At 68.0% G+C, this 24,107-nt stretch carries 23 protein-coding genes; 13 read left to right on the top strand and 10 right to left on the bottom strand.

Translation table 11 applies throughout. The annotated features are described in order from the left end of the window. The 4 genes from ACFVM3_RS32965 to ACFVM3_RS32950 all read right to left on the bottom strand — a co-directional run. Window positions 1–1,067, bottom strand: a 1,067-nt coding sequence (locus ACFVM3_RS32965; RefSeq protein WP_378443815.1) for a heavy metal translocating P-type ATPase, incomplete at its 3' end; no start/stop codon positions are given. Window positions 1,068–1,094: 27 nt separating this feature from the next. Beyond that, entirely contained in the window at window positions 1,095–2,069 is a 975-nt protein-coding gene (locus tag ACFVM3_RS32960) for a hypothetical protein (protein ID WP_378443814.1), read from the bottom strand. Between the two features lie 53 nt (window positions 2,070–2,122). Beyond that, window positions 2,123–2,335 carry a heavy-metal-associated domain-containing protein gene (locus tag ACFVM3_RS32955; RefSeq protein ID WP_378443813.1) on the bottom strand — a complete coding sequence of 71 codons (213 nt, stop codon included), beginning with the start codon at window positions 2,333–2,335 and terminating at the stop codon, window positions 2,123–2,125. 32 nt (window positions 2,336–2,367) lie between these two features. Then, a complete protein-coding gene (locus ACFVM3_RS32950; RefSeq protein WP_378443812.1) occupies window positions 2,368–2,649 on the bottom strand; it encodes a metal-sensitive transcriptional regulator in 282 nt (93 codons plus the stop codon). Between the two features lie 163 nt (window positions 2,650–2,812). On the opposite strand from ACFVM3_RS32950, the gene ACFVM3_RS32945 reads away from it, so the two are divergent. Further along, the gene (locus ACFVM3_RS32945; RefSeq protein WP_378443811.1) at window positions 2,813–3,094 is read left to right on the top strand and encodes a metal-sensitive transcriptional regulator; all 282 of its coding nucleotides are present in this window, start codon (window positions 2,813–2,815) and stop codon (window positions 3,092–3,094) included. 51 nt (window positions 3,095–3,145) lie between these two features. On the opposite strand, the gene ACFVM3_RS32940 is transcribed toward ACFVM3_RS32945, so the two are convergent. Continuing rightward, window positions 3,146–3,379 carry a CDGSH iron-sulfur domain-containing protein gene (locus ACFVM3_RS32940; RefSeq protein ID WP_378443810.1) on the bottom strand — a complete coding sequence of 78 codons (234 nt, stop codon included), beginning with the start codon at window positions 3,377–3,379 and terminating at the stop codon, window positions 3,146–3,148. A 5-nt stretch (window positions 3,380–3,384) separates the two neighbouring features. Beyond that, a complete protein-coding gene (locus ACFVM3_RS32935; RefSeq protein ID WP_378443809.1) occupies window positions 3,385–3,591 on the bottom strand; it encodes a heavy-metal-associated domain-containing protein in 207 nt (68 codons plus the stop codon). Between the two features lie 405 nt (window positions 3,592–3,996). On the opposite strand from ACFVM3_RS32935, the gene ACFVM3_RS32930 reads away from it, so the two are divergent. After that, window positions 3,997–4,425 carry a hypothetical protein gene (locus ACFVM3_RS32930; protein WP_378443808.1) on the top strand — a complete coding sequence of 143 codons (429 nt, stop codon included), beginning with the start codon at window positions 3,997–3,999 and terminating at the stop codon, window positions 4,423–4,425. Between the two features lie 145 nt (window positions 4,426–4,570). Next, on the top strand, window positions 4,571–5,428 hold the full coding sequence (locus ACFVM3_RS32925) for a class I SAM-dependent methyltransferase (protein WP_378443807.1): 858 nt from the start codon (window positions 4,571–4,573) through the stop codon (window positions 5,426–5,428). Between the two features lie 49 nt (window positions 5,429–5,477). On the opposite strand, the gene ACFVM3_RS32920 is transcribed toward ACFVM3_RS32925, so the two are convergent. Continuing rightward, window positions 5,478–6,263, bottom strand: coding sequence for a methyltransferase domain-containing protein (locus tag ACFVM3_RS32920; RefSeq protein ID WP_378443806.1), 786 nt, complete (start codon window positions 6,261–6,263; stop codon window positions 5,478–5,480). Window positions 6,264–6,291: 28 nt separating this feature from the next. Between ACFVM3_RS32920 and ACFVM3_RS32915 the strand changes: the two genes are divergently transcribed. Next, window positions 6,292–6,717 (top strand): MerR family transcriptional regulator, encoded by a 426-nt coding sequence (locus ACFVM3_RS32915; protein WP_378443805.1) that lies wholly within the window; start codon window positions 6,292–6,294, stop codon window positions 6,715–6,717. A 615-nt stretch (window positions 6,718–7,332) separates the two neighbouring features. On the opposite strand, the gene ACFVM3_RS32910 is transcribed toward ACFVM3_RS32915, so the two are convergent. After that, window positions 7,333–8,706: an MFS transporter gene (locus ACFVM3_RS32910; protein WP_378443804.1), complete on the bottom strand. Its 1,374-nt coding sequence runs from the start codon at window positions 8,704–8,706 to the stop codon at window positions 7,333–7,335. A gap of 262 nt (window positions 8,707–8,968) precedes the next feature. Here ACFVM3_RS32910 and ACFVM3_RS32905 point away from each other — a divergent pair, with 262 nt between their 5' ends. Further along, window positions 8,969–9,745, top strand: coding sequence for a hypothetical protein (locus tag ACFVM3_RS32905; protein WP_378443803.1), 777 nt, complete (start codon window positions 8,969–8,971; stop codon window positions 9,743–9,745). Between the two features lie 213 nt (window positions 9,746–9,958). Here ACFVM3_RS32905 and ACFVM3_RS32900 read toward each other — a convergent pair whose 3' ends face one another. Both ACFVM3_RS32900 and ACFVM3_RS32895 read right to left on the bottom strand, forming a co-directional pair. Continuing rightward, window positions 9,959–10,684, bottom strand: coding sequence for a hypothetical protein (locus ACFVM3_RS32900; RefSeq protein WP_378443802.1), 726 nt, complete (start codon window positions 10,682–10,684; stop codon window positions 9,959–9,961). A 229-nt stretch (window positions 10,685–10,913) separates the two neighbouring features. Continuing rightward, complete coding sequence (locus ACFVM3_RS32895) at window positions 10,914–11,069, bottom strand: hypothetical protein (protein WP_378443801.1); 156 nt, start codon at window positions 11,067–11,069, stop codon at window positions 10,914–10,916. A 384-nt stretch (window positions 11,070–11,453) separates the two neighbouring features. Here ACFVM3_RS32895 and ACFVM3_RS32890 point away from each other — a divergent pair, with 384 nt between their 5' ends. From ACFVM3_RS32890 to ACFVM3_RS32855, 8 genes are all read left to right on the top strand, one after another. Further along, the gene (locus tag ACFVM3_RS32890; protein WP_378443800.1) at window positions 11,454–12,458 is read left to right on the top strand and encodes a ParB N-terminal domain-containing protein; all 1,005 of its coding nucleotides are present in this window, start codon (window positions 11,454–11,456) and stop codon (window positions 12,456–12,458) included. A 320-nt stretch (window positions 12,459–12,778) separates the two neighbouring features. Next, a complete protein-coding gene (locus ACFVM3_RS32885; protein ID WP_034309004.1) occupies window positions 12,779–13,042 on the top strand; it encodes an acyl carrier protein in 264 nt (87 codons plus the stop codon). A gap of 38 nt (window positions 13,043–13,080) precedes the next feature. Next, window positions 13,081–14,229, top strand: coding sequence for an LLM class flavin-dependent oxidoreductase (locus ACFVM3_RS32880; protein WP_378443799.1), 1,149 nt, complete (start codon window positions 13,081–13,083; stop codon window positions 14,227–14,229). Next, window positions 14,226–15,455, top strand: coding sequence for a cytochrome P450 (locus ACFVM3_RS32875; protein WP_378443798.1), 1,230 nt, complete (start codon window positions 14,226–14,228; stop codon window positions 15,453–15,455). Before ACFVM3_RS32880 ends, ACFVM3_RS32875 begins: the two co-directional genes overlap by 4 nt. Further along, on the top strand, window positions 15,448–17,394 hold the full coding sequence (locus ACFVM3_RS32870; protein ID WP_378443797.1) for an amino acid adenylation domain-containing protein: 1,947 nt from the start codon (window positions 15,448–15,450) through the stop codon (window positions 17,392–17,394). The genes ACFVM3_RS32875 and ACFVM3_RS32870 overlap by 8 nt, the downstream gene beginning before the upstream one ends. Window positions 17,395–17,405: 11 nt before the next feature. Beyond that, the gene (locus ACFVM3_RS32865) at window positions 17,406–22,151 is read left to right on the top strand and encodes an amino acid adenylation domain-containing protein (protein WP_378443796.1); all 4,746 of its coding nucleotides are present in this window, start codon (window positions 17,406–17,408) and stop codon (window positions 22,149–22,151) included. Continuing rightward, complete coding sequence (locus ACFVM3_RS32860; protein ID WP_378443795.1) at window positions 22,148–23,122, top strand: thiamine pyrophosphate-dependent dehydrogenase E1 component subunit alpha; 975 nt, start codon at window positions 22,148–22,150, stop codon at window positions 23,120–23,122. Before ACFVM3_RS32865 ends, ACFVM3_RS32860 begins: the two co-directional genes overlap by 4 nt. Further along, window positions 23,119–24,102 carry an alpha-ketoacid dehydrogenase subunit beta gene (locus ACFVM3_RS32855; protein WP_378443794.1) on the top strand — a complete coding sequence of 328 codons (984 nt, stop codon included), beginning with the start codon at window positions 23,119–23,121 and terminating at the stop codon, window positions 24,100–24,102. Before ACFVM3_RS32860 ends, ACFVM3_RS32855 begins: the two co-directional genes overlap by 4 nt. The last annotated feature ends 5 nt before the right edge of the window (window positions 24,103–24,107 follow it).

The raw sequence follows: 24,107 nt of genomic DNA, 5'->3' as shown, positions 1-24,107 counted from the left end.
TCGGCCAGCCGCTGGACCTGCGCCTTGCCGGTCTGCGCGTCTTCGACGAGCTTCGCCATCTGCGCCAGCTGCGTGTCCGCGCCGACCCGGGTCGCGCGGACGACGAGCCGTCCGCCCGCGTTGACCGTCGCGCCGACCACGGCGTCGCCGGGGCCGACCTCGACGGGGACGCTTTCGCCGGTCAGCATGCTCGCGTCGACGGCGGAGCTGCCTTCGGCGATGACACCGTCGGTGGCGATCTTCTCGCCCGGCCGGACCACGAACTGGTCGCCCACGACGAGCTGGTCGACCGGGATTCGCTCTTCCTTGCCGTTCCGGAGAACGGCGACATCCTTCGCGCCCAGCTCCAGCAATGCCCGCAGCGCGGCACCGGCCCGGCGCTTGGACCGCGCCTCGAAATAGCGTCCGGCGAGGATGAACGTCGTCACCCCGGCGGCGACCTCGAGATAGATGTTGCCGTCACCGGCCATCCGCTCCACGGTCAGCTCGAAGGCGTGCGTCATTCCCGGCGTTCCCGCGCTGCCGAACAGCAGCGCGTACAACGACCACAGGAACGCCGCCAGCGTGCCCATCGAGATCAGCGTGTCCATGGTGGCCGCGCCGTGGCGCAGATTCGCCCACGCCGCCTTGTGGAACGGCCACGCCGCCCACACCAGCACCGGCGCCGCCAGCGTCAGCGAAATCCACTGCCAGTAGGTGAACTGCAGCGCGGGCACCATCGCCAGCAGGATCACCGGCACCGACAGCACCGTCGAACCGATCAGCCGCTGCCGCAACGGCGCGATCGGGTCGGCCTCCTCACGAGCCTCGTCCGGGCCGGTCGTCTTCTCCTTGGCGGGCACGGCGGCCGAGTATCCGGCCGCCTCCACCTGCTCGATCAAGCGCTGCGGCTCGACGTCGACCGGGAAGGTGACCTTGGCCTTCTCGGTGGCGTAGTTGACGGTCGCGGTGACGCCGTCGAGCTTGTTCAGCTTCTTCTCGATGCGCATCGCGCAGGACGCGCAGGTCATTCCACTGATCGCGAGTTCGACTTCGGTTGTCCGCGTCTGGTCCACGTCGGATGTCATCGTGCTCACTCCCTTTCGACGCTCGCGTCAGCCGTGTCCGCCGTGGCCGTCATCGGCCGCCGGGGGTGGGGTTTGGTTCTGGGTTGTCGAGGGAGCCGGGGCCGGGGCGGGTGTGCCTGTGGTGGCGACGGTGAACTCCGCTGTGCGGACCTTGCCCTGATGCTGGAAGTCCAGGAACAGCCGGTAAGTGCCGTTCGACGGGACTTCGGCGAAGAAAGTCACCGCTGGGCCGGGTTTCGTACGGCCGTCACCGGGTTCGCCGTCCGGGTGGACGTGCAGATAGGCCAGGTCGCCGCCACGCAACGCCACCAAGTGCCCGTAAGCGCCCAGATACGGCTGCAGATCGGTCACGTCACGGCCGTCCTTGGTCACCGTCAAGGTCACCTTCGACGACTTGCCCGGCGTCAGCTCGCCGTCCAGGCGGACCTGGTAACCATCGACGTCCGCGACGCGCGACGGCTGGTACTCGGCGGGTTGGAAATCTCCGGCGGTGGCGATGTCGACACCGAGTGTCGAGGCCGAGCCGCCCGTCGGCTTGAAATCGGCGAAGACGCGGTAGCTGCCGGCCTGGGGAAGGGCCAGCGGGACACTCCACACGCCGTCGGGCGCGAGTTCGGGATGCACGTGCTGGAAACCGGCCGTGTCACGGCGGACGACGATGAGGTGCATCCGCTTTTCGTGTTCGACGTCGTAAGCGGTGACGGGCTTGCCGTCGGGGCCGAGAATCTTGAAGGAGAAGGGTTGGGTCGTGCCCGCGGTGAGCGTCGTGGTGGTGGGCGTGAGGGTGTAGCCGCCCCTGGACGACGCGAGCCCGCCGGGCTCGTCGGTCGGCGCCGCCTCCGCGACGGTGCCGCTGTGAGCGTCCCCATGCCCGGCGTCCTCGCCGCCGGGAAGGCCGGCGGCGCCGGCGAAAGGACCGACAGCGGTGCCTGCGGCCCAGGCGCCACCGGCGACCAGGGCAAGCGCCACACCGTAGGCGGAGAGCTTCGCAACTGTGTTCATCGTGAAGTCCTTAGTGCGGGCCGTGGCCCGCGGTCATGGAGCCGGACCGCGAATCAGGCGGTCAGCTCGTATCCGGCTTCTTCGACGGCCGCGCGCACTTCGGCGACCTCGGGTTCCTGGGAGCTGGTCACGGTCACGGCGCCGGTGGGCAGATCCACCCGGACGTCGGTGACGCCCGCGATCTTGCCGACCTCTTCGGTGACGGACCGGACGCAGTGGTCGCAGGTCATACCGGTGACGGTGTAGGTGCTTGTGGATTCACTCATCGTGGTTCTCCTTCGATTGTCGGTGCGCGGTCTCAGGAACGGACCAGGCGAGCGATCACGTCGCTCGCTTCCTTGATCTTTTCGTCGGCTTCGGTGCCACCCTGGGCGATGGCATCGGACACGCAGTGCCTGAGGTGCTCGTCCATCAGCCCCAGCGACACCGACTGCAACGCCTTCGTGGCCGCCGACACCTGCGTGAGGATGTCAATGCAGTACTTGTCCTCTTCGACCATCCGCTGCAGACCTCGGATCTGACCCTCGATCCGCCGCAGCCGAGTCACGTACTCGTCTTTGCCTTGCGTGTATCCGTGCATCTCGACCTCCTGACACGGACTCTACATACCCTAGGGGGGTAAGGCAACACGCATACCCCCGTGACGTATGCCACCACCCGCTGCCACGGCAGCCACCTTCGACGCACCACCCCTGACCGGGCATGATTGGGGCGTACACGGAATCCCGACTCGAGGAGTGAGCGTGGCCGATCACGGCGACGACAAGGAGCGCCAGCTCAAACGCCTGCGACGCGTCGAGGGGCAGATCCGGGGCCTGCAGAAGATGGTCGAAGAGGACAAGTACTGCATCGACGTCCTCACCCAGGTCTCCGCGGCGACCCGCGCCTTGCAGTCGTTCTCCCTCGAACTCCTCGAGCGGCACATGGCGGGCTGCGTCGTCGAAGCCGCCGCGAAAGGCGGCACCGAGGCGGACAGGAAGATCCGGGAAGCCTCCGAAGCGATCGCGCGCCTGGTGCGCTCCTGACTTCTTCAGCACGACCAGCGGGCAGGTGACCATACGTCACCTACCCGCTTCCTATTCGGCCTCGACGACCGCCCTGGTCGCCGTGAACCCGGTCCGAACATGGGCACCGTCGCAAAACGGCTTCTTCGCCGAATGCCCACACCGGCACAGCAGCTGGGTGCGTCCGGTCAGTTCGTGTTCTTCGCCGTCGTGGTCGACCAGCCGGACAGGCCCCTTCACCTGATATGGCCCGTTGTTCACGACCTTGATGACGACGGCCGGTTCGGTTCCGTTCTCCTCGGCCATCGACGTCAGCCGACCACCTCGTAGCCCGCTTCTTTGACCGCGGATCGCACCAGTTCCGCGTCGACCGGCCCCTCGCTCACGACGGTCACCTCGCCGGTCGCGACATCCGCGTCCACCTCGCTGACCCCGGCGACACCGTTCACCGCCGTCGTCACCTTGCCCAGGCAGCCCGAGCAGGTCATGCCCTTGACCGCGTACACCGTGGTTTCCATCAGCTCTCACCCTTCGGTTCGACAACCCGTTCGCGGCGATCCCTTCGCCGTCACGCCGCCACACTAACATTACCCCCGTAGGGTATGCAAAGAGGCTGTCGTCCTTGTCCCACAACAAGGATTGAATACGCAGGCCGCACCGACAACGAACAACGTCTCGACCACGCAAGTTCTCAGGTCATTTCCCACGAACATGGACGAATGCCGGACCACAACCGACGAAGAAATCTGCTGCTCACGGCGGAACCACGGCCTCAACCGAGCCTCTAAACTGCGCTAGTGACTGGAGCCGTCGGACTTCCCGCGGCGGTGCATGCCGCCCGTGGTGTCGTGCTGGCCGTCGCAGCCGCGTCTCTCGGAATCACTGCTCATATTCTCGGCGACGGCACGGTTCCCAATGCCGGAATGGCTCTTCTCATCGGCGGCTTGGCCGGTTCGGCCGGGCTCGCCTTGGCCGATCGATGCCGAGGCGTCGTCGCAGCGGTCGGCGCGCTGACGGCAGCACAGCTCATCCTGCACGCTGTCCTGCTGGTGCCCTCACGCGTGACTCACTCGCATGTCGCGCCTGTTCTCACCGAGCTGGACCCGACCGTCGAGTTCAGCTCGCAGGTACTGGCGATCGTGCTGCTCGGGGTCCTGCTGACCCAAGCCGATACGGCCGTGCTGGCGCTGTGCGGACTCGTATGGCGAACGCTGTGCTGGGTGGCGGCACCACCAACCCCGCCACGCGCCTTGCCTTGGATCCCAGTCGCGCGTGCGGTCGTGCCGAGTACTGCGACAGAAGTCCTTCTCCGTCGCTCACGGCCACGTCGCGGGCCACCTGTCCCACGCTGAATTACGTCCCGGACCGTCGCGGCTACTTGCGCGTCGGGAACCCATCGCACCTACGGCGATCCGGATTGCAGTGATCGAGCCTCCGCTCCGCGGCGTCTCCCCGCGTCCGAACGCACTCGCGAAAGACTCAGCGAAAGGTTTCTCCATGCCCGGCAACCCGGCATCTGCCGACACGACCCGAAGACACCTTCCCGCCATCATCAGCCAGGGCAAGCGGTTCGCCGTCACTGCCGAAGACATCCTCCAGCGCGCCCTGGTCGCCGCCGGGCTCCGGCAGCCCGAATCGAAAATCTCCGCGGACGCCCAGAACTACTGGCACAGGTCCTCCGGCCCCCGCTGGTCCGCCGACTCGCATTGGCAGGACTCATCGGCGTTTCGCGGCAACGACCTGTGGGAAAAGATCGGCCAGGAACACCTCGCCCTGTTCGAGGCAGGTGCTCGCATGGCGGAGTTCACCCGCCCCTGGAAGCGAGTCGTCGAATGGGGTTGTGGCGGCGGCGCCAATGCCGTGCGCTTCGCTTCCCGTGCCGGTGAGTTCATCGGCGTCGACATCTCCACCGAGTCGCTCACCGAATGCGGCAAGCAGGTCGCGAACGCCTGCGACACCCCGTTCCTGCCGGTGGCCATCGAGGTGGCGGAGCCGGAGGCCGCGCTCGACAAGATCGACGGGGCGTGCGATGTGTTCCTGTCCTTCTACGTCTTCGAACTGATCCCGACCCCGGAATACGGTGAGCGATTGCTGCGCATTGCTCACGAAATCCTCGCACCGGGCGGGCTGGCGCTGATTCAGATCAAGTACGACGACGGTACGTGGCGCACCAGACCGCGTCGGCGGTCCTACGCGAGAGGCCTGGCGGACATGACGACCTACCGGATCGAGGAGTTCTGGCAGATCGCTGCCCGCTGCGGTTTTACTCCGAAAGCGGTTCACCTCGTGCCACAGAACGAACTCGACGAGCGCTACGCGTATTTCTTCCTGACCACCAGCTCGCCAGACCGGTGAGCCCAGGTGCGGTCCATCGCCGACAGCCGGGATGGACCGCACCTGGTCGTCAAGGACGCGTGGCCGCGGCAACGAACAGCGGAATGGCCACGAACAGGCGTCCGACCTCGGCCCTGCGAGTTTGGTCGGCGATCCAGGTGTCGGCTTGACCGCGATCGATGGCGCCGACAGCACAGGCCGACTCTGCGAACCCTGTCAGCATCGGCACCATCAGCCCGTCGGTGAAGGTCGCGGTCCGCACGTCGATCGTGACGTCGACGAATTCGCTGTCCAGCAAGAGGTTGCGGTAGCGACGGGCCGCTCGCGGACTCGGGATGCTGCCGGCCCGGGCGTGAACGATCGTCCGCGTCAGCTCGGGGTCGTCGGAATCGATGACGAAGGTGTCCCAGTCCTGGCCGATGAGCACGATCCGGCCGCCTGGGGCCAGCGCGCGCCGAGCTTCGGCCATCGCGGCAGCGGGATCAGGGACGGCGTGGAACACCTTGTCCGCCCGGTACCCCTCCATCGAACCGTCGTCCAGCGGCAACTCGCCAGCGGTGCCGAGGCGGAACTCGTGTTCGGACCAGCGCTGACGGGCAACCGCGATCATCTGCGGGTCAGGGTCGATCCCGACCGCACGCATGCCGCGGTCGCCAATCTCGGCGACCGCGCGACCTGCGCCGCACCCGACATCCACGACCGCCTGCCCGGGAATCAGGGTGAGGAGGTCGTAGGTGTGGGAGCGCAACTCGGCGGCGCCGGGCAGGTTGTCGACGACGTCCAGCATCCGGATCAGGGAGTCGGTCGCGTTGTCAGGCTGGGTCGTCTCGGGCTGCGTGTTCGTGTCGTTGGACATGACCGCCATGCTGCGACTTAATGTGGACATGAAGTCAAGCGCTACGGATCTGGGCATCGGCGACGTCGCACAACGGTTCGGACTGGCCACCCACGTGCTGCGGCACTGGGAGTCGATGGGCCTGCTGGCCCCGGCCAGGGCCACCGCGTCCCGCCGCCGCTACGGCTCCGACGACATCTACCGGGTCGCGGTGATCCTCCGGGCGAAGGAAGCAGGGTTCGGCCTGGAGGACATCCGCGAGCTGTTCGACGCACGGGACCCAGCCGCCCGGACAGGGCTCCTGCGCCGACACCGCACCGAGTTGGCCGCGCGGATCGCCGCGGCGCAGGCTTCCCTGGAGCTGATCGACTGCGCCTTGGACTGCGACCACGAAGACATCGTCAGCTGCCCGCATTTCCAGGCTGCTGTGACTGCCCGGCTCAACCCGCCATCAGCGCCGAACGCCCTGACCTGAAGCGCTCCTGTCGTTCGTCCGCCCGGAGCGGCCACGCACCTCGGCCACACTGGCCAGAGTACTGGGAAATCTGGGGCGCATCGCCGCCCTGGGCGACCTGACCGGCCTGATGATCTCCGGAGTATTGACCGACTTAGCCGTGGAGGCCGTCATCGACAACGCGAATCCGATCGTCCTCGCCGTCGCGGCGCTCTTACTGTCCATCCGAATCGTCCGGAGCGTTCTCTCGGCCCTCCTCGGATAAAGCAAAAGGAACGCCGGGATGCCCGTGATCCCGGCCACGATCTCGGGCATGTCCGCACCTGACGGTAGGTCTTCTAGCGGGTTCGCCACGGAGGTTTGCGGTGTAATACCCAGCCAGCGCCGTCGGTCGAGTCGTGCTACCGGGCTCCGAACAGGTCGGGCCGTGTATCGCCGCCATCAATGTTTTGTCGGACCCTGTCCGTCGCATTGACCACGAGCGTGTCCCGTGGGTGACGTGCATCGAACGGCCTGAAGCGAAGGAGGTGGGTGGAAATGGGACACTCACCGTCCCTTTTTCCACCCACCCCCTCACTCAAAATCACCGCGCCACCTTTACTTACCCGTCAATCCGCGCGCTACTGGACGGCAACCTCAGACAGTGCGGACGCAGGCGCACTGGCCCGCCGCGAGCGTGCCCTCCGCGGCCTTCGCGGCTTCCCGCGTGGCGACCTCGGTCCCGCCGTAGGCGACCGCGACCGCGGCGCGACCTCCGACCTCGGCCTTCCCGGTGCGTGGCTGGACCGCCACTACCGTCCGCTCTCCGGCCTCGACCTTCTCGTCGCGCGGCCAGACCGCCAGTGCCGTGACAGCTCCGATCGCCGCCAGGCCCGCCAGCACAGTCCAGGTGGTCGTGAAGCCCGCTTGCGTGGCGACCCAGCCGGCGATGGGATAGGTGACCAGCCAGGCCAGGTGGGACAGCGAGAACTGGGCGGCGAAGACCTGGGGAATTCCGGCGGGATCGACCGCCCGGCGAAGCACCCGGCCGGTCGGCGTGATGATCAACGCCATCCCGCCGCCGATCGCCACCCAGATCACCCCGGTCGGAAGTGTCGCGGCGATGTCCGCGGCGGACATCGTGACCGCCGCGCCGACCGCGAGCACCAGTACCGCGGCACCGATCAGCATCACGAACCGGTCCGCCACCCTGTCCAGGACACGCGGGAGGACGACGGCCACCAGCAGCGTCCCCGTTCCGGACGCGGCGAGCATCCAGGCCACGTCGGATTGGGACCCGTCGAGAACGTCGCGGACGTAGTTCACGGTATTGACGACCACGATGGAGCCGGCGGAGGCGACCACCAGGTTCAGTGCCATGACGCCGCGCAGGCTCGGAGTTGCCGCGAAGGTGCGGATCCCCGCCAAGGCCCGGTCCCAGGCGTTCGCGTGCGAGCTGGGGCGCGCATTGGGGATGCGCGTGGACAAGACCAGCAGCGCGGACACGCCGAACCCGACGGAGGTGCCGAGGAACAGCAGGTTGAAGGACATGAAGGTGAGTGCCACAGCCGCGAGCACGGGGCTCAGCAGACTCTCCATGGTGGAGGCCACCTGTGACGCGGACAGCGCGCGGGTGTAGTCGGCCTCCTTGGTCACGATGTCGGGGATAACCGCCTGAAAAGTCGGGGTGAATGCCGCTGACGCGGTCTGGAGAACCCCGATAAGGACGTAGATGTGCCACACCTCGGTGACAAACGGCAAGGCGATCACCACCAGAGCACGCACCACGTCGAGGATGGTGAGGAACAGGCGCCTGGGCAGCCGATCGACGTAGGCGGCCGCGAGCGGTGCGACGACCACGTACGCGACCATCTTGATCGTCAATGCGGTGGCGAGAACCGCGCCGGCACGCGGACCGGCGAGCCCGTACGCGAGCAGCCCCAGTGCGACGGTGGCCAAACCGGTACCGAACAGCGCGATGATCTGAGCGCTGAACAGCCGCCGGTAGTCGCGTATCGCGAACAATCCCATGTCCGTCTCCTTTCGGGCAGTCACTGCCGCATACGATCTCAGGTACCCCCCAGGGGTATAGCTTCTGGATTGTTTGTATACGGGGCGGGGGTATAAGTCAACCCCCGATCGCGGACGCCCGGCCGTCACGAGCCACTTGTGTCCGGTACGCATACCCCCACGGGGTAGTGAGGGCTAGAACACATTGAACTTCGATCACGTTGCTGGCACTGTTCCTGACATCGGACAGGACACCCCCTAGGGGTATGCGGAAGGGATTGCGATGAACACGGGAACGCACCACGCACACCAGGTTCACGGCCACCACCGACACGGCGGTGCGGGCGCCGCCGCGGAGGGGCTGCAGATCGCCAAGGACGGCTACGTCCTCGTTCCGGAGACACCGCGGCTGACGGCGGGGGAGGTCGATTACCGGTTCCGGATTCTCGGGAAGGACGGTGCTCCGCTGACCGCCTTCGCCGCGACCCACGAGAAGAAGATCCACCTGATCGTCGCCCGCCGGGACCTCACCGGGTTCTGGCACCTGCACCCGGTCGAGCTGGGTAACGGTGTTTGGGCGGTTCGGCTGAACTTGCCGGAGGCGGGTGAGTACCGGGTGTTCGCGGACTTCTGGCCGGAGGGGGCGGAGAAGGGGCTCACGCTCGGTGCGGACCTGGCCGTGGCGGGCGCCTACGAGCCGCGCCCGGTGCCGGAGCCGGCCGCCGTATTCGAGGTCGGTGGCTACGAGGTCGGTATCAAGGGCGACTTGCGGCCCGAGGAAGCCAACCAGCTGGTGCTCGCGGTCCACCGCGACGGTGAACCGGTCACGGACCTGCAGCCCTACCTCGGCGCCTACGGGCACCTAGTCGCACTACGGCTGGGAGACCTCGCGTACGTCCACGTCCACCCTGACGGCGCCCCCGGCGACGGCGAGACGCAGCCGGGCCCGGAGATCGCCTTCCAAGCCCACGTCCCCGGCCCGGGAACCTACCGGCTGTTCCTGGACTTCAAGCACGAGGACGTGGTCCGCACCGCCCAGTTCACCGTTATCGCCGAGTAACCCACGGGGCTACGGCATGTTCTGGTGCCACCAAGTCAACCTGCTCGTGTCCATACGCTCTGCGCGTGCAACGAACCGAATGAGCCCCGCGGGCGCGCACCGACAGGGGAACCCACCAAACTGGGAGCAACTCGCCTGCGAACGACAACGCGACTCCGCCGACCGTAAAGCGGCGACCGCCGTCTGTCACTTGCCCGCATCGAGACCACACCGTTACGCCCGGCTGGTGGTATCCACTGGCGCGTTCTCGCGACGAACCACCGCTACGAGAGTCCGCGAAGTCCTCGCGCCGACGCGAAGGTGCTTCCGCAGGGTCTCCGCGGAAATAGGGCGCTGGCAGCGTCGCCAGTGTTCCGCGTCCGCCTGACGCGCCCGCGCCATGAGTTTGTCGTCAAACTCAGCGGTTCCGCAGGCTACGACTGCTCCCACCTCCACGTCACGCTGGACTGCCGAGTCCTCAGCCTGCTGGTTCATGCTGCTGTGCACAGAGTCCGCAGACGAAGACAAGGACGACTGCGCTGATCCGGGATCGGCATTCACGGCGCTCAGCGCTCGAAGGAGGCCAGGACCCGATTCACACACCCCGATTAGCAGGAGCGGGCCGACCGAGTCGAACGCGGCCTTACCCCACTGACCAGCAAACACCGGATCGGCGACGTTCAACAGCAGAGTCACCAAGCTCGCCGCCAACAGCAGACGTCGCGCCGGGCGCAGCACCTCCTCGCTGGCCCCGGACAGCGCCAGGTGCCGCGTACCGACGAGCAACCCCAGCACCGTCAGGTCAACAGCAGGCGCCACCAATGGCGCCACGAACGCCGGCACTTGCAGCTTCAGTGCCAAGTTGAGGACATTCCCAAACCCGAACAGGAATGTAAGCCCGATGACCAACCCCATCGTGATAGTGACAAACCGGGCAACCGTCTGCGAACTGGCGCTCATGCCGAGCCCCCGCCTGAGCCCGGAAGCTCGAAGCTCGCATCGACCGTCAACCTGCCGACGAAAAGTCCCTGGTCAGCCCCGTTCCCATCCTTTGGCAGCCCTGCCGAGGGCACACAGTTCAACCGCGCGTTCCATCATGCCGGTCATACTTCGATGACCATCCTTCACATCCACACCTTGAGTGCATCGATCTCGCGGCCCCGTGCGACCGGATCGAAGCCGTCCTCGCTCAGCCGGCGGGCCAGTCGATCACGCCGGTGATCTCGTCGCCGTCGGTGTTCACGGCCGGAGCTCTGCTTCGGTGATCCCGGCGGTCGCGGTTGACCAGTCCCTGGCGAAGGACATCGTGCGTGATGAGCCGTCCGCGTTCGCCGTCCAGTCGCACGGTAGGCGTAAGACGCGTGCGTACGGGCGGATCACGCGTGATCGGAGCCGTAACACGAGAAATCATCCGATGACCCGGAAGAATAATCGCGGAGAATTCGCCGAGCCGTCTCCGGAATACACGGGGACGTATTTCACCGAGCGGTTTATGGGCTTCCTTCCGTCGACGGGTCCGAGTCCAGGTTGCGTGGCTTCCGCGCTCCCGTCAAGCGACTTTGCTTCCGTTCGGCCGAACGACGACGGACAGTAGCGAGAACACGGGACACCGTCGAACACCCAGGCGACGCCGGAACCGCCGATTGCGACCAGCGGACCTTGACAACCCCTCGCACCAGCTCGAATATTAAAAAGGTTTGATATTCACCAAGTGTTCTGGGGGCTGGAGATGTTAAACTGGCATAAGGAGAAAACTGCGGACGGCACGCAGATCCCCGCGGCCAGAAGGGAAGACGAGTGGGTCGCGGCCGGCGCGGAGCCGCCGCTCGGTGAGGTCGTGGAGGTCCCGCTCGACGAGTTGTCCGTGCGGGACAGCCCGCGGGCGGCGGGCGTGGATCCCGCGTACGCACGGGTGCTCGCCGAGACGGACGCACCGCTACCGCCGATCCTCGTGCACCGTCCCACGATGCGCGTGATCGACGGAACGCATCGGCTTCAGGCGGCGAAGCTGAGGAACGCCACCACGATCAACGCGCAGTTCTTCGACGGCGACGAGCAGGCCGCCTTCATCCTCGCCGTGAAGGCGAACATCGCGCACGGCTTGCCGCTTTCCCTCGCCGACCGCAAAGCCGCCGCCCGCCGGATCCTCGGTGCCCGCCCCCACTGGTCCGACCGGGCGATCGCGGCGGTCACGGGCCTTTCCCACAAGACGGTCGGCAAGTTGCGACGGCGTTCGAGTGGGGAAGTTCCCCAGTCGAACGCCCACGTCGGCCGCGACGGCCGGGTCCGCGCGCTGGACCCGGCACAGGGCCGCCGCCGCGCCCACGAGCTGATCACGAGCAACCCGTCCGCCTCGATCCGCGAGATCGCGCGCGGCGCCGGCGTTTCCCTGGCGACCGCGCACGACGTGCGTCACCGGCATCGCCACGGTGAAGAGCAGGCGGCACGCGCCTCGGCCAGGCCGCGCGCCCGTCCGGCCGACGGCGGTGATCCCACGGGGGCGGACACCCAGGCGGCGGTGGAGCGGCTCCGGTCGGACCCCACCATCCGCTACACCGAGTCCGGCCGCACCCTCGTGCGGCTGCTGGACGGGCATCTGAACGACCGCGACAAATGGGACCAGGTCGCCAGGAACATCCCGGAACACCGGCTGGAGCTGATCTCCGAACTCGCCAGGGCGCGAGCGGAGGACTGGCGGCAGTTCGCGGAACTGCTGCAGAAGCGCAAGCGCTGACCTGACGTGAAGGGGGCTTTCCACGCACGCGATGCGCGGAAAGCCCCCTTCACGTCGTTTCACACTGATCATTTCGTCGCGTAATCACCGAAGATCGGTCTCGCGGACTGTTGCGGACCTCGGAAACTTCGGGCAACAATGGTTCCCATCGCCCGCATGGACGGATGTCGGGGCGTACTGGGAGGAACGACAGCGAGCACACTGGGGTGACTTTCGCTGTCACGATCATCGAATGAACCGCCGCGTTTCGAATGCGGCGTGATCACCATTCAGCATTCATCCATCCGTGCCTTCATGCGCGGATTCAGCAAAGGGGACACATGAACGCGGAAGACGCGCGGGCGGAATTGCGTCAGCAGATTTTCTCCCTTCTGACCGAGGTCGCGGGCGGCGTTCTGGAAAACCAGACCATCGAAGCGGACACGGAGTTCCCCGAGACGGGTATGAGCTCCATCGAGTACCTGGCGCTCATCGAGAAGATCGAGACGAAGCTCGACGTGTTCATCGACCTCGAAGAGAACGAGGATCTGACCACTGTGGACAAGTTCTGCGACTACCTGCTCGAACAGGTGCCGTCGGCCTGAGGCAGCACGATCGTCCACCCCCCTGACAAAGGATTGAGATGAACACAACGGCTTTCGGCTGCTTCCTGCCTCCCTTCCACGACCCTTCGGTCAGCCCGCACGCGTCGCTGAAGCGCGACATCGAGTTGTGCGGCCTCGTCGACGAGCTGGGTTTCGACGAGATCTGGCTCGGTGAGCACCATTCCAGCGGCTGGAGCACGCTCAGTTCCCCGGAAATGCTGATGGCCGCGCTGGCCCGCGAGACGCGCCGCATCCGGTTCGCCACGGGGGTCATCCCGCTGCCGTACCACCACCCCTTGCACGTCGCGGAACGGATCACGCTGCTCGATCACCTCAGCGCCGGCCGGGCGATCCTCGGCGTCGGCACCGGAACCTACGTCCACGACATGGAAATGGTCGGGGTGGACCCGGCTTCGGTCCGCGACCATTTCCGTGCGGCGCTGGGAACGGTGCAAGCGCTCCTCAACGGCGAAACGGTCAACACGACGACGCCGTGGTTCACCGTCAAGAAGGCCGTGCTCCAGCTCCAGCCGCTGCGGGGTCCCGGCACCATCGAGACCGTCGTCGCGTCTTCGCTGAGCCCGGCCGGAATCGAGCTCTTGACCGACACGTCGACGACCCCGACCGTCCACGTGGCACCGCCTTGGGGCGCCATCCGGCCCGGAATGGACCCGGATCCGGTGGGCGCGCTGATCGAGCGCGTCGACGCCTACCGGAACAAATCCGAGGGCGGGACACGGATCCGCTGCAACGTCTTCGTCCACATCGCGGACTCCCCCGCCGCGGGTGTCGAAGAACTGCTGGAAGGCTTTTCCGCGCTGCGCCGCGGCCTTTACCGCAACACCTTGGGCATGCCCATCCCGGATTCCCCGGTCGCGCACCGCAAGACGTTGCAGAACCTCGTCGACACGGGCGGGTTCATCGTCGGGGACGCCGCGACCTGCGCGGCCCGGATCCGCGACCTGATCGACCGCGTCGGGGACCCGGTGTCGCTGAACTTCTTCGTCCCCAGGTGGATTTCGCACCGCGCGACGCTCGACCAGCTGACCGCGCTCGCGCACGAGGTCGTGCCCGCACTGGCGGGTGGATACGAGGGCACCGCCGAGTCCATCCGGCTCACGTCGGAAGAGGCCGCCCGCCAACTGAAATCCCGGACCGAGCTGGTCGGCAACGGAGGTGACAAATGAGCACCGCGCCGGTGAAACTGGACTTCAGTTCCGACGAGTTCCTGGCCGACCCTTGGCCCATCTACAAGGAGCTCCGGCGTTCGGATCCGGTGCACTGGTCGGCGGCGTTCAACGCCTTCCTGGTCACCAGGTTCGAAGACGTCCAGGCCCTGCTGGCGGACCGCGAGGTCGGCAGCGGGTTCCCCATGCGCAGCAGCCGCCGCCTGTTCGGCCGGACGTTGCTGGACACCGACGGGCCCCGCCATCGCGATCTGCGGAAGCTGTTCATGCCGCTGTTCGCCGGTGCCTCGGTGAAACGGCTGCGCACCGAGATCCTCATCCCCGCGGTGGACCAGGTCCTCGACTCGATCGAGGCCGAAATGGGCGCCAAGGACGAGGTCGACGTCGAGTTCATGGAGCGGGTCGCGGTCGGAGTGCCCTACGCGATGGTCACCCGGCTGTTCGGGCTGCCGCCGGAGGACGCCGCCTGGCTTCGTCCCCGGGTGCTGCCGCTGGCGGGGGCGATCGAGTTCCCGGCGACCTCGCTGGATTCGGCGCTCGCGGCCAAGGCGGAGCTGATCGACTACCTCAAGGGCAAGCTCGCCGACCGCCGCGAGGGCGGCCGGATGCCGTTCCTCGACCTCGTCTTCCCGCCGGGCGAACCACTCGACGAATCCATGCTGGGTACCGCCACGCTGTTCCTCCTGGCCGGCACCGAAACGAGCGTCGCGACCATCGGCAAGATCATGTACGCCGTGCTGGCGCACGATGTCGACCTGTCGACGCTGGCGGACCAGGAGTACCGGACGCAGGTGGTCCGCGAGACCCTGCGGTGGGAACCGCCGAGTCACACCATCCTCCGGTACGCGACCAGGGACCTGAACCTGCACGGAGTCGACGTTCCGCGCCGGTCCGCGCTCCTGCTGTCGCTGGGCAGCGCCAGCCGCGACGAGAACGCGTTCGAGGACCCCGATTCCTGGCGCCCGGAGCGGACAGACCAGCGGCTGCTGGCGTTCTCGTCCGGTCCGCACACCTGTCTGGGCATCCAGCTGGCGCTGGCGGAGTTCGACACGCTGTTCGAGCGGTTGTCGCACCGGTTCGGCGGCGTCCGGCTCAGCGGTTCGCTCGACGGCGTCCGGCCGGGTTTCTGGCGGCTGCGGGAACGCGGCCACATCTTCCGGCGGCCCGACCATCTCCATGTCCGGCTGGAGCGCAAGCGCGCGGGAAGCAGCGAGGCCGATGCCTGATGCGTTCACCGCTCCCTACGATCTGACGACCGAGCTCGCGGACGAGCCGTCCGAGTACCGGCGCGCGAAGGTGGTACTCGCCGCGTTCGCGGTGACCCTGTGCCGGTGGACTGCGGCGACCGAGGCCGCGATCTCGGTCGCCGGAAGGGTGATCCGGGTCCACGTCGACGACAAGGCGCGCGTCGAGGACTTCCTGGATTCGGTCCACCCCGTCGGCGTCGCCGAAGACGGGCCGGTGGATCTCGTACTCGCTTCCCTGCACACGGATCTGCGGTCCGGGGAGGTCAGGTTCGCCGGCGCGGTGCCGGACGCCGAGCACGGTTTCGTCGCCGACGTCGCCACCGCGGTGGGCGAACTGGCCCACCTCGACGGTTCGCTGGAGGACGTTCGCTGTATCGCGCCGGAACGCCTCCGGATCCTCGACGCGCTGGCCGGCACCGACGTTCCACCGGCGAGCATCGAAACCCTGTTCCTGGAACAGGTGCGGCTTCATCCGGACCGGGTCGCGGTCCGTGACGCGAACGCCGAGCTGACCTACGCGCGGCTAGCGCGGGCGGCCGATCGGTACGCCGAAGTCCTGCGGCGTACCGGGGTCCGGCCCGGTGACACGGTGCTCGTCGCGACCAAGAGGTCGGTCGGCGAGATCGTGGCGCTGCTCGCGATCATCCGCGCCGGAGCCGCGTACGCGGGTTTCGACGACGACGCGCCGGAAGCCCGGATGGCGCGGATCATCGGCAAGCTGGCGCCCGCGGCGGCGGTGGTCGACGCGGCCACGGCCGGCCTTCCCGTCCTGCGCGGGCTCGACCGGGTCGACGTCTGGGCGCCTGGCGGGGAAATCGACGCGGATCCCGAACCGGCTCCCGGCCTCGACGATCCACAAAGGACGGCGTACATCGCGTTCACGTCCGGCTCCACCGGTGAGCCGAAGGGCGTCGTAGTCCCGCATCGCGCGGTCACGCGGCTCGCGCGGACGGCCGAGCTGCGGACGCGCCCCGGCGACCGGGTCCTGCGGATGGCACCGCTGGCCTTCGACGCGTCGACGTACGAGATCTGGGTGACCTTGCTCAACGGTGCGACCCTGGAAGCCTTTCCCGGACGGCTTCCGACGGTCAGGGCGCTGGAGAAGTTCTTCACCGAGCGGGAGGTCTCCGTCGCCTGGCTGACCGCCAGCCTGTTCCGGCTGGTCGCCAAGTCACGGCCGCAGGCGCTCGCCGGGTTGCGCTGGCTCTTGAGCGGCGGTGAGGTCGTACCGCACGACGCGGCGGCCCAGGTGCTCGACACCTACCCGGGGCTGGTGCTCACGAACGGCTACGGCCCCACGGAGAACACCACGTTCACGACCACGCACACCGTGCGCGGCAGCGCGGAGATCGACGGCCCCCTGCCCATCGGCAGGCCGATCGCGGGCACGAAGGTCTTCGTACTCGACCGGAACGCCCGCCTCGTGCCGCCCGGCGGCGTCGGCGAGCTGTACACGTCCGGAGCGGGCCTGGCCGACGGATACCTGGACGACGAGACCGAAACGAAGCAGCGCTTCGGCCGCTTCTCCCCCGACGTGGACGAACGCCTGTATCGCACGGGTGACCTGGTCCGGCTCGACCCGGACGGCGACGTGGTCTTCCTCGGCCGCGTGGACAAACAGATCAAACTCGACGGGCATCGCATCGAAACCGAGGAGATCGGCACCATCCTCGCCGGTCACCCCGGTGTCCGCGACGCCGTGATCGTCGTTTCCCGGCAGGAGGACCAAAGCCCGCAGCTCGTGGCGGCCATCGTCGTCCACCCCGGCGAAGACACCGGACCTCGCGCTCTGCGCGCGTTCCTGTCGCGGCGGCTGCCGAGCTACGCGTTACCCGCCCGCTGGGTGGTGGTCGACGAGTTCCCGCTGACCCGCAACGGGAAAGTCGACGAACAGGCCCTGATCGCGAACGCCCGATGAAGGAGAAATCGATGAGGTTGTCGCTCGGGCAGGAGCGGCTGTGGCTGGTGCAGCAACTCGACCGGACCAGCGCCGCGTACAACATCCCGATCGTCTTCCGGTTCCACGACGGTGTCGACTTCGCCGTGCTCGACCGGGCGCTCGGCGCGCTCGTCGAACGGCATCCGGTGCTGCGCTGGCGGTTCGTCGTGGACGAGTCCGGGACGCCCTCCGCCGTGCCGACACCGGGTTTCCGCATCCCGGTGGCCCGGCGCACCGCGGAGGACGACGACTGGCAGAAGCACACGGCCGATCTGGTGAGCGAGCCGTTCGACCTCGCGGCGGCGCCGCCGATCCGCGCGATGGTGGTCGAATGCGCCGACGGGTCGGCGGTGCTGTGCGTGGTGAACCACCACATCATCACCGACGGCCGGTCCATCCAGATCGTGACCGAGGACGTCGTCAAGCTGTACCGCTCGGAGACCCTCGCGCCCCTCGAAGTGACCTACGAGGAGTACGTCGCGGTGCAGCGCGCGGCCGCCGTCTCGGTGGCGGAGCACATCGACTACTGGCGGCGTGAGCTCGACGGCTACGAGCCGCTGCGGCTGCCGACGGACCGGCCGCGATCGGGCAACCCCGGTTTCGCGGGCGACCATGTCGATTTCGAACTCCCCGCCGAACTCACGAAGGCCTTCAGTTCCTTCGCGCTGCGGAACCGATGCGCGCTGTCCAGCGCCGTGGCCGCGGTGTTCCAGGCGCTGCTGGCCCTCCATTCCGGACAGGAGGACATCACGATCGGCACGGTGCTGGCCGGTCGTGACGACCGCCGGTTCGCCGACGTCCTCGGCTTCTTCGTGAACACCGTGGTGCTGCGCGCGCGGATCACGCCGTCGATGTCGTTCCGCGAGCTGCTGAAGGTGGCGCGCACCAAGATGGTCGACGCCTACGCGCATCAGCAGGCGCCGTTCGACCAGGTGGTCGCGGAGGTCCGGCCGGAACGCGACGCCGGGCGCAACGCGATCTTCGACGTCGTGGTCGTGCACAACGGCGAGCTCCCCGCCGACGGCGAAGGCGAGATCTCCAGCGTGCACTGGGCCGGGGTGGCGACCCGGTTCGATCTGGAACTGGTCACCCACGTGCAGGACGGCAGATTGCACGGCTCCTTGGTCTTCCGAACCGGCCTTTTCGATCGCTCCACCGCCACCCGGCTCGTCGGCAGGCTCGTCCGGCTGGTCGAGCACACGCTGGCGCATCCCGACGAACCGATTTTCGAGGCCCTGCGCGGACAGCTCGACTACTGGCGCAAGCAGCTCGACGACGTGCCCGCGGCACTGGAGCTGCCTGCCGATCGCGCCAGGCCGCCGGTGGCGTCCTATCGCGCCGGCTCGCTCTCCTTCGACGTGGACCCGGGAATCCGTGAAGTGGGCGGCCGTCACGACGCCACCCTGTTCATGACGTTACTGGCGGCGTTCGACGTCGTGCTGTCCCGCTACGCGCGCACCACCGACGTCACGGTCGGTGTCCCCGTGCCCGAGGCGAAGATGCTGGTGCTGCGCACCGATCTTTCGGGCGATCCCACCTTCGCGGAGCTGCTCGGCCGCGTGCGGGAGACCACGCTCGGCGCCTACGCGAACCAGGACGTCCCGTTCGAGCGCCTCGTCGAGGAATTGGCGCCACGACGGGACTTCAGCCGCACACCGCTCGCACAGGTCGTGCTCCGGGTGGTGGACGAGCCGTTGCCGGAAGTCGCGCCGGTCGGCACCCGCTCGGAACCGTTCGATCTCGAATGCCTCGTTTCGGACCGGGACGGGGTACTGGAAGCGCGGATCGACTACAACGCCGAAGTGTTCGACCAGGTCACGATCGAACGCTTCGCCCGGCACTTCCGGCGGCTGCTCGCGTCCGCCGAACCGGAGCGGCCGCTTTCCGCTTGGTCGATGATGGACGACGCCGAGCTCCGGCGGCTGACGGAGGACTGGAACGACACGGCCACGGAGCTGCCGTCCCCGGCGACGGTGCCCGCGATGTTCGCCGCACAGGTGCGCGACCGTCCACAAGCGACAGCGCTGGCCTGCGGCGACGATTCCGTGACGTATGAGGAACTCGACGTCCGGTCCAACCGGCTCGCGCACCGGCTGCGCACACTGGGCGCCGGGCCGGGGACGGTCATCGGCGTCTGCCTGCCCCGCTCCACCGGCCTGATCACCGCGTTGCTCGCGATCCTCAAGGCCGGCGCCGCGTATCTGCCGATCGACCCGGAGTATCCCGAGGAACGCCAACGGCTCCTGCTCGCCGACGGCGGGGCGCGGCTGGTGATCACGACCGACCTGCTCGGCGATCCCACCCTCGGCCAGGAACCGGCGGCCGCGCTCGGAACCGAGGTGGCGCCGCGCGATCTGGCCTACGTCATCTACACCTCCGGCTCGACCGGCCGGCCCAAAGGTGTCGAGATCGAGCACCGGTCGATCATCCGGCTGGTCACCGGGCTGCCGGAAGGCGTCCTCGGCCCGGACGAGGTGGTCCTGCACGCGTCGGCGATCTCCTTCGACGCGGCCACCTTCGAGATCTGGGGTGCCCTGCTCACCGGCGCGACCTGCGTCATCTCGGCCGAGCGGGTGCTCACCGCCCGGCCGCTCGCGAAGGTGATCACCCGGCACCGGATCAGCACGGCGTGGCTGACCTCGTCCTTGTTCAACCACGTCGTCGACGAGGACACCTCGGCGCTGACCGGGCTCCGGCATCTGCTCGTCGGCGGCGAGGCGCTGTCCGTCACCCATGTCCGGCGCGCCGTCGCCGCGCTGCCCGGTACGAAGTTCTTCAACGGGTACGGCCCCACCGAATGCACCACGTTCGCCACCTGTCACCCGATCCCCGCCCCTGTTCCCTGGAACGCCAAGGGAATCCCGATCGGCCGCCCGCTCGGCAACACGCGTGTGTACGTCCTCGACGAACTCGGCAGGCCCACCCCGACCGGGGTGCCTGGGGAACTCCACGTGGCGGGTCCCGGTGTCGCACGGGGCTATCGAGGACAACCGGAACTCACCGAGGAACGGTTCGTCGACGCCGCCGGCGACCGGCTCTACCGGACCGGGGACATCGTGCGGCACAACGCCGACGGCGATCTCGAGTACCTCGGCCGCGTCGACGACCAGGTCAAGATCCGCGGCTTCCGCATCGAACCCCGCGAGATCGAAACCGCGCTGCTGGCCAGGCCGGAGATCACCCAGGCCGCCGTCATCGCCCGTGAAGACGGCTCGGGCCAGAAGCGGCTCGTCGCCTATTTCAAGGGCACGCTCGACGAAACCGCACTGCGTACCGGACTACGCCATGAACTGCCGGAGTACATGGTGCCATCGGCGTTCGTGCCGCTTCCCGAACTCCCGTTGACCATCAACGGGAAACTGGACGTCCGGGCGCTGCCGGAACCCGAGGACGACCTCCGGCGGGACGAGGCCGCCCCGCCGCGCAACCCGACCGAAGAGAAGCTGGCGGCGATCTGGGCGCAGGTCCTCGGCCGCGAAACCGTCGGCAGGGACGAAAGTTTCTTCGACGTCGGCGGGCACTCGCTCAAGGCCGCGCAGCTCGCCGTCCGGATCGGGGAGACCCTGCGGATCGACCTGCCGCTGCGGACGCTGTTCGAGCGGCCCACCATCGCGAAGCTGGCCCAGGAGATCAACGGCGAGCGGCAAGCCGCCGTGCGTTCGTTCGATCCCCAGGCCATGGTGCGTGACATCCTCCCGGAACCGCTGCCGCCGCGTGAGTCCGATGCCGTCTCGGACATTCTGCTCACGGGTGCCACCGGATTCGTCGGGGCGTACCTGGTCCGTGAGCTGCTGACCCGCGAGAACGTGCGGGTGCACTGTCTCGTGCGTGCCGACGGCGAACAGCCGGGGTGGCAGCGGCTGCGCGAGAATCTGGACCGCTACGGCCTTTCCGGCGACGTCGACGAGAAGCGGATCAGCGTCGTTCCCGGCGATCTCGCGGCACCCGGACTCGGGCTCACCGACGCGGTGTTCGCCCGGCTCGCGGGTGAAATCGACCTGATCTGCCACAACGGCGCCTGGGTCGACGCGCTCTCCAGCTACGAACAGCTCGAAGGCGCCAACGTGGGCGGCACGCGCGAACTGATCCGGCTGGCGGGCACCACCCGGCTCAAGCGGCTGCAGTTCGTGTCGACCATTTCCGCCGGCGAGGAGAACGGCTCCCGCAGCGGATACGCGGAGACCAAGGCGCACGCGGAGCAGCTGATCACCACCGCGTACGAACGCGGGATGCCGGCGGCGATCTACCGCCTGCCCCGGATCGTCGGGGATTCGCGGACCGGGCAAGGGAACACGCGGGACATCATGCTGCGGGTGCTGCGGAACATCCTCGATCTCGGCGCCGCGCCCGACACCGAGATCGAGGAGCCGTGGATCGCGGTGGACGAGACGGCGGGCGCGCTCGCCCGGCTCGGCCTGGACCGGCTGCCGGACGGGAGCCGGTTCGTGCTGGCCAGCGAACGCCCGATGCGCCTCACGTACCTGGTGGGGCTCCTGCGGAGCGCCGGTACCGAGATCGGCACCCTGCCGGTCGTGGACTGGCTCTCGGCGCTCGAAGCGCGTTCCCCCGAGGAACACGCCATCCTGAAGCTGCTCTTCGGATCCCCTTCGTCGAGCGGCCTGCCGAGCAGCGAATTCGAGCCCGTCGTCGTGCCGGGCCCCGACGACGGCGCGCTGCTCCGTTACGTCGACCGAATGCTCGTCCGGACCTCCGCAGAAGGGCTGTCGCGAAAATGACCAGTGAGAACCGGCCGTCCCTGTACCGGTCCATGAAACTGATCCGCGAGTTCGAGGAACGCTGCCTCGCGATGGCGATCGACGGCGAGATCGACGGCGGGATCCACCCGTACATCGGGCAGGAGGCCGTCGCGGTCGGCATCTGCGCGAACCTGACCGACCGCGACGGCATCACCAGCACCCACCGGGGACACGGCCACGTACTGGCGAAGGGCGCGGACCCGCGCCGCCTGCTCGCCGAACTGCTCGGCACCCTCGAAGGGTTCAACAAGGGCCGCGGCGGATCGATGCACGCCGCGGACATGAAGCTGGGCATCCTCGGCGCCAACGGAATCGTCGGCGCGGGTGGCGCGATCGCCGCCGGCGCCGCGTGGGCGGCCAAGGCCCGCGGCGAGTCCGAGGTCGTCGTCAGCTTCTTCGGTGACGGGGCGATGAGCCAGGGTGTCCTGCTGGAAGCCTTCAACCTGGCCGCGATCTGGTCCTTGCCGGTGCTGTTCGTCTGCGAGAACAACCGGTACGCGACGAGCCTCAAACTCGAATCGGGGCTCGCGGGCGGCGCCGCCCGGCGCGCCGAAGGCTTCGGGCTGGTTTCGCGCAGCGTCGACGGCATGGACGTCGAAGCGGTGGAGAGCGCCGCCGCCGAACTGCTCGAAGGGGTTCGTGCGGGGCGGGGCCCGGCGTTCCTGGAATGCGAGACGTACCGGTTCTTCGGGCACCATTCCGTGCTCGAACTCCTGGGCGTCGAGTTCCGCGATCCCGACGAAGTGGCCCTTTGGCGCCAGCGGGATCCGATCCCCCTGCTGGGCGAACGGCTGGGCGCCGACGTCGTCGCCGGGATCGACGCGGCTGTCAAGGAAACCATCGACGAGGCGGTCGAGTTCGCGAAGAACGCCCCGTCGCCCGATCCGAAGGACGCACTGATGTACCTGTACGCGGGAACGGCCGCCGTCCGGCCTGGGGTGATCTTGTGAGCGGGCTTCCTTCGCCGGAGAACTTCGGCTACATGCACGCGATGAACCGCGCCCTGCACGCCGAGATGGCGGCCGACGAAGACGTCTTCCTGCTCGGCGAAGACGTCGGTGTCGGAGCCAGCGGCGTCACTTCGGGGCTCCTGCCCCGGTTCGGCCCGGAGCGGGTGCTGGACACACCGCTGTCCGAACAGGCCTTCACCAGTTTCGGGACCGGCGCGGCGATGGCAGGCAAGAAACCGGTGATCGAATTCCAGATCTCCTCGCTGATCTACCTGGTCTTCGAGCAGATCGTGAACCAGGCGCACAAGTTCTCCCTGATGACCGGCGGGCAGGTCCGGATCCCGGTCACGTATCTCGTGGCGGGCTCCGGCTCGCGGTTCGGCTGGGCGGGGCAGCATTCGGACAACCCGTACAGCCTGCTCGCGCACGCGGGGGTCAAGACCGTCGTCCCGGGGCTGGCCGCCGACGCGTACGGGCTGTTGCGGGCGGCGATCCAGGATCCGGATCCGGTGGCCGTGTTCGCTCCCTCGTCGTTGCTGGGCGCGACGGAGGTGACCTACGCGGGCGAAGAGGACATCGTGCCGCTGGGGCAGGCGAACATCGTCCGGGAGGGCGGCGACCTGACGGTCGTGGCGGTGGGCCAGCACGTCGGGACGGCGATCGAAGTCGCCGAGAGCCTCGCCCACCGGGTCGACATCGAGATCGTCGACCCGCGCACGGTCTATCCCTTCGATTGGGAATGCCTGCGCAAATCGGTCGACAAGACCGGGCGGCTGGTCGTGATCGACGACTCGAACCGGATGTGCGGGCTGGGCGCGGAGATCGTCGCGACGGCGGCCGAAGAATTCGATCTGGTGGCGCCGCCGAGGCGCGTCTGCCGTCCGGACGGCACCGTCATCCCGTACGCCCTCGCTCTCGACAAGGCCCTGGTACCCGGAGCCGGAGAACTGGCGGCCGCCATCAACGCGACGCTGAAGTAGGGGAA

This window comes from Amycolatopsis sp. NPDC057786, from assembly GCF_042797905.1.
GTDB lineage: Bacteria > Actinomycetota > Actinomycetes > Mycobacteriales > Pseudonocardiaceae > Amycolatopsis.
This window is presented reverse-complemented; position numbering and strand designations above follow the sequence as displayed.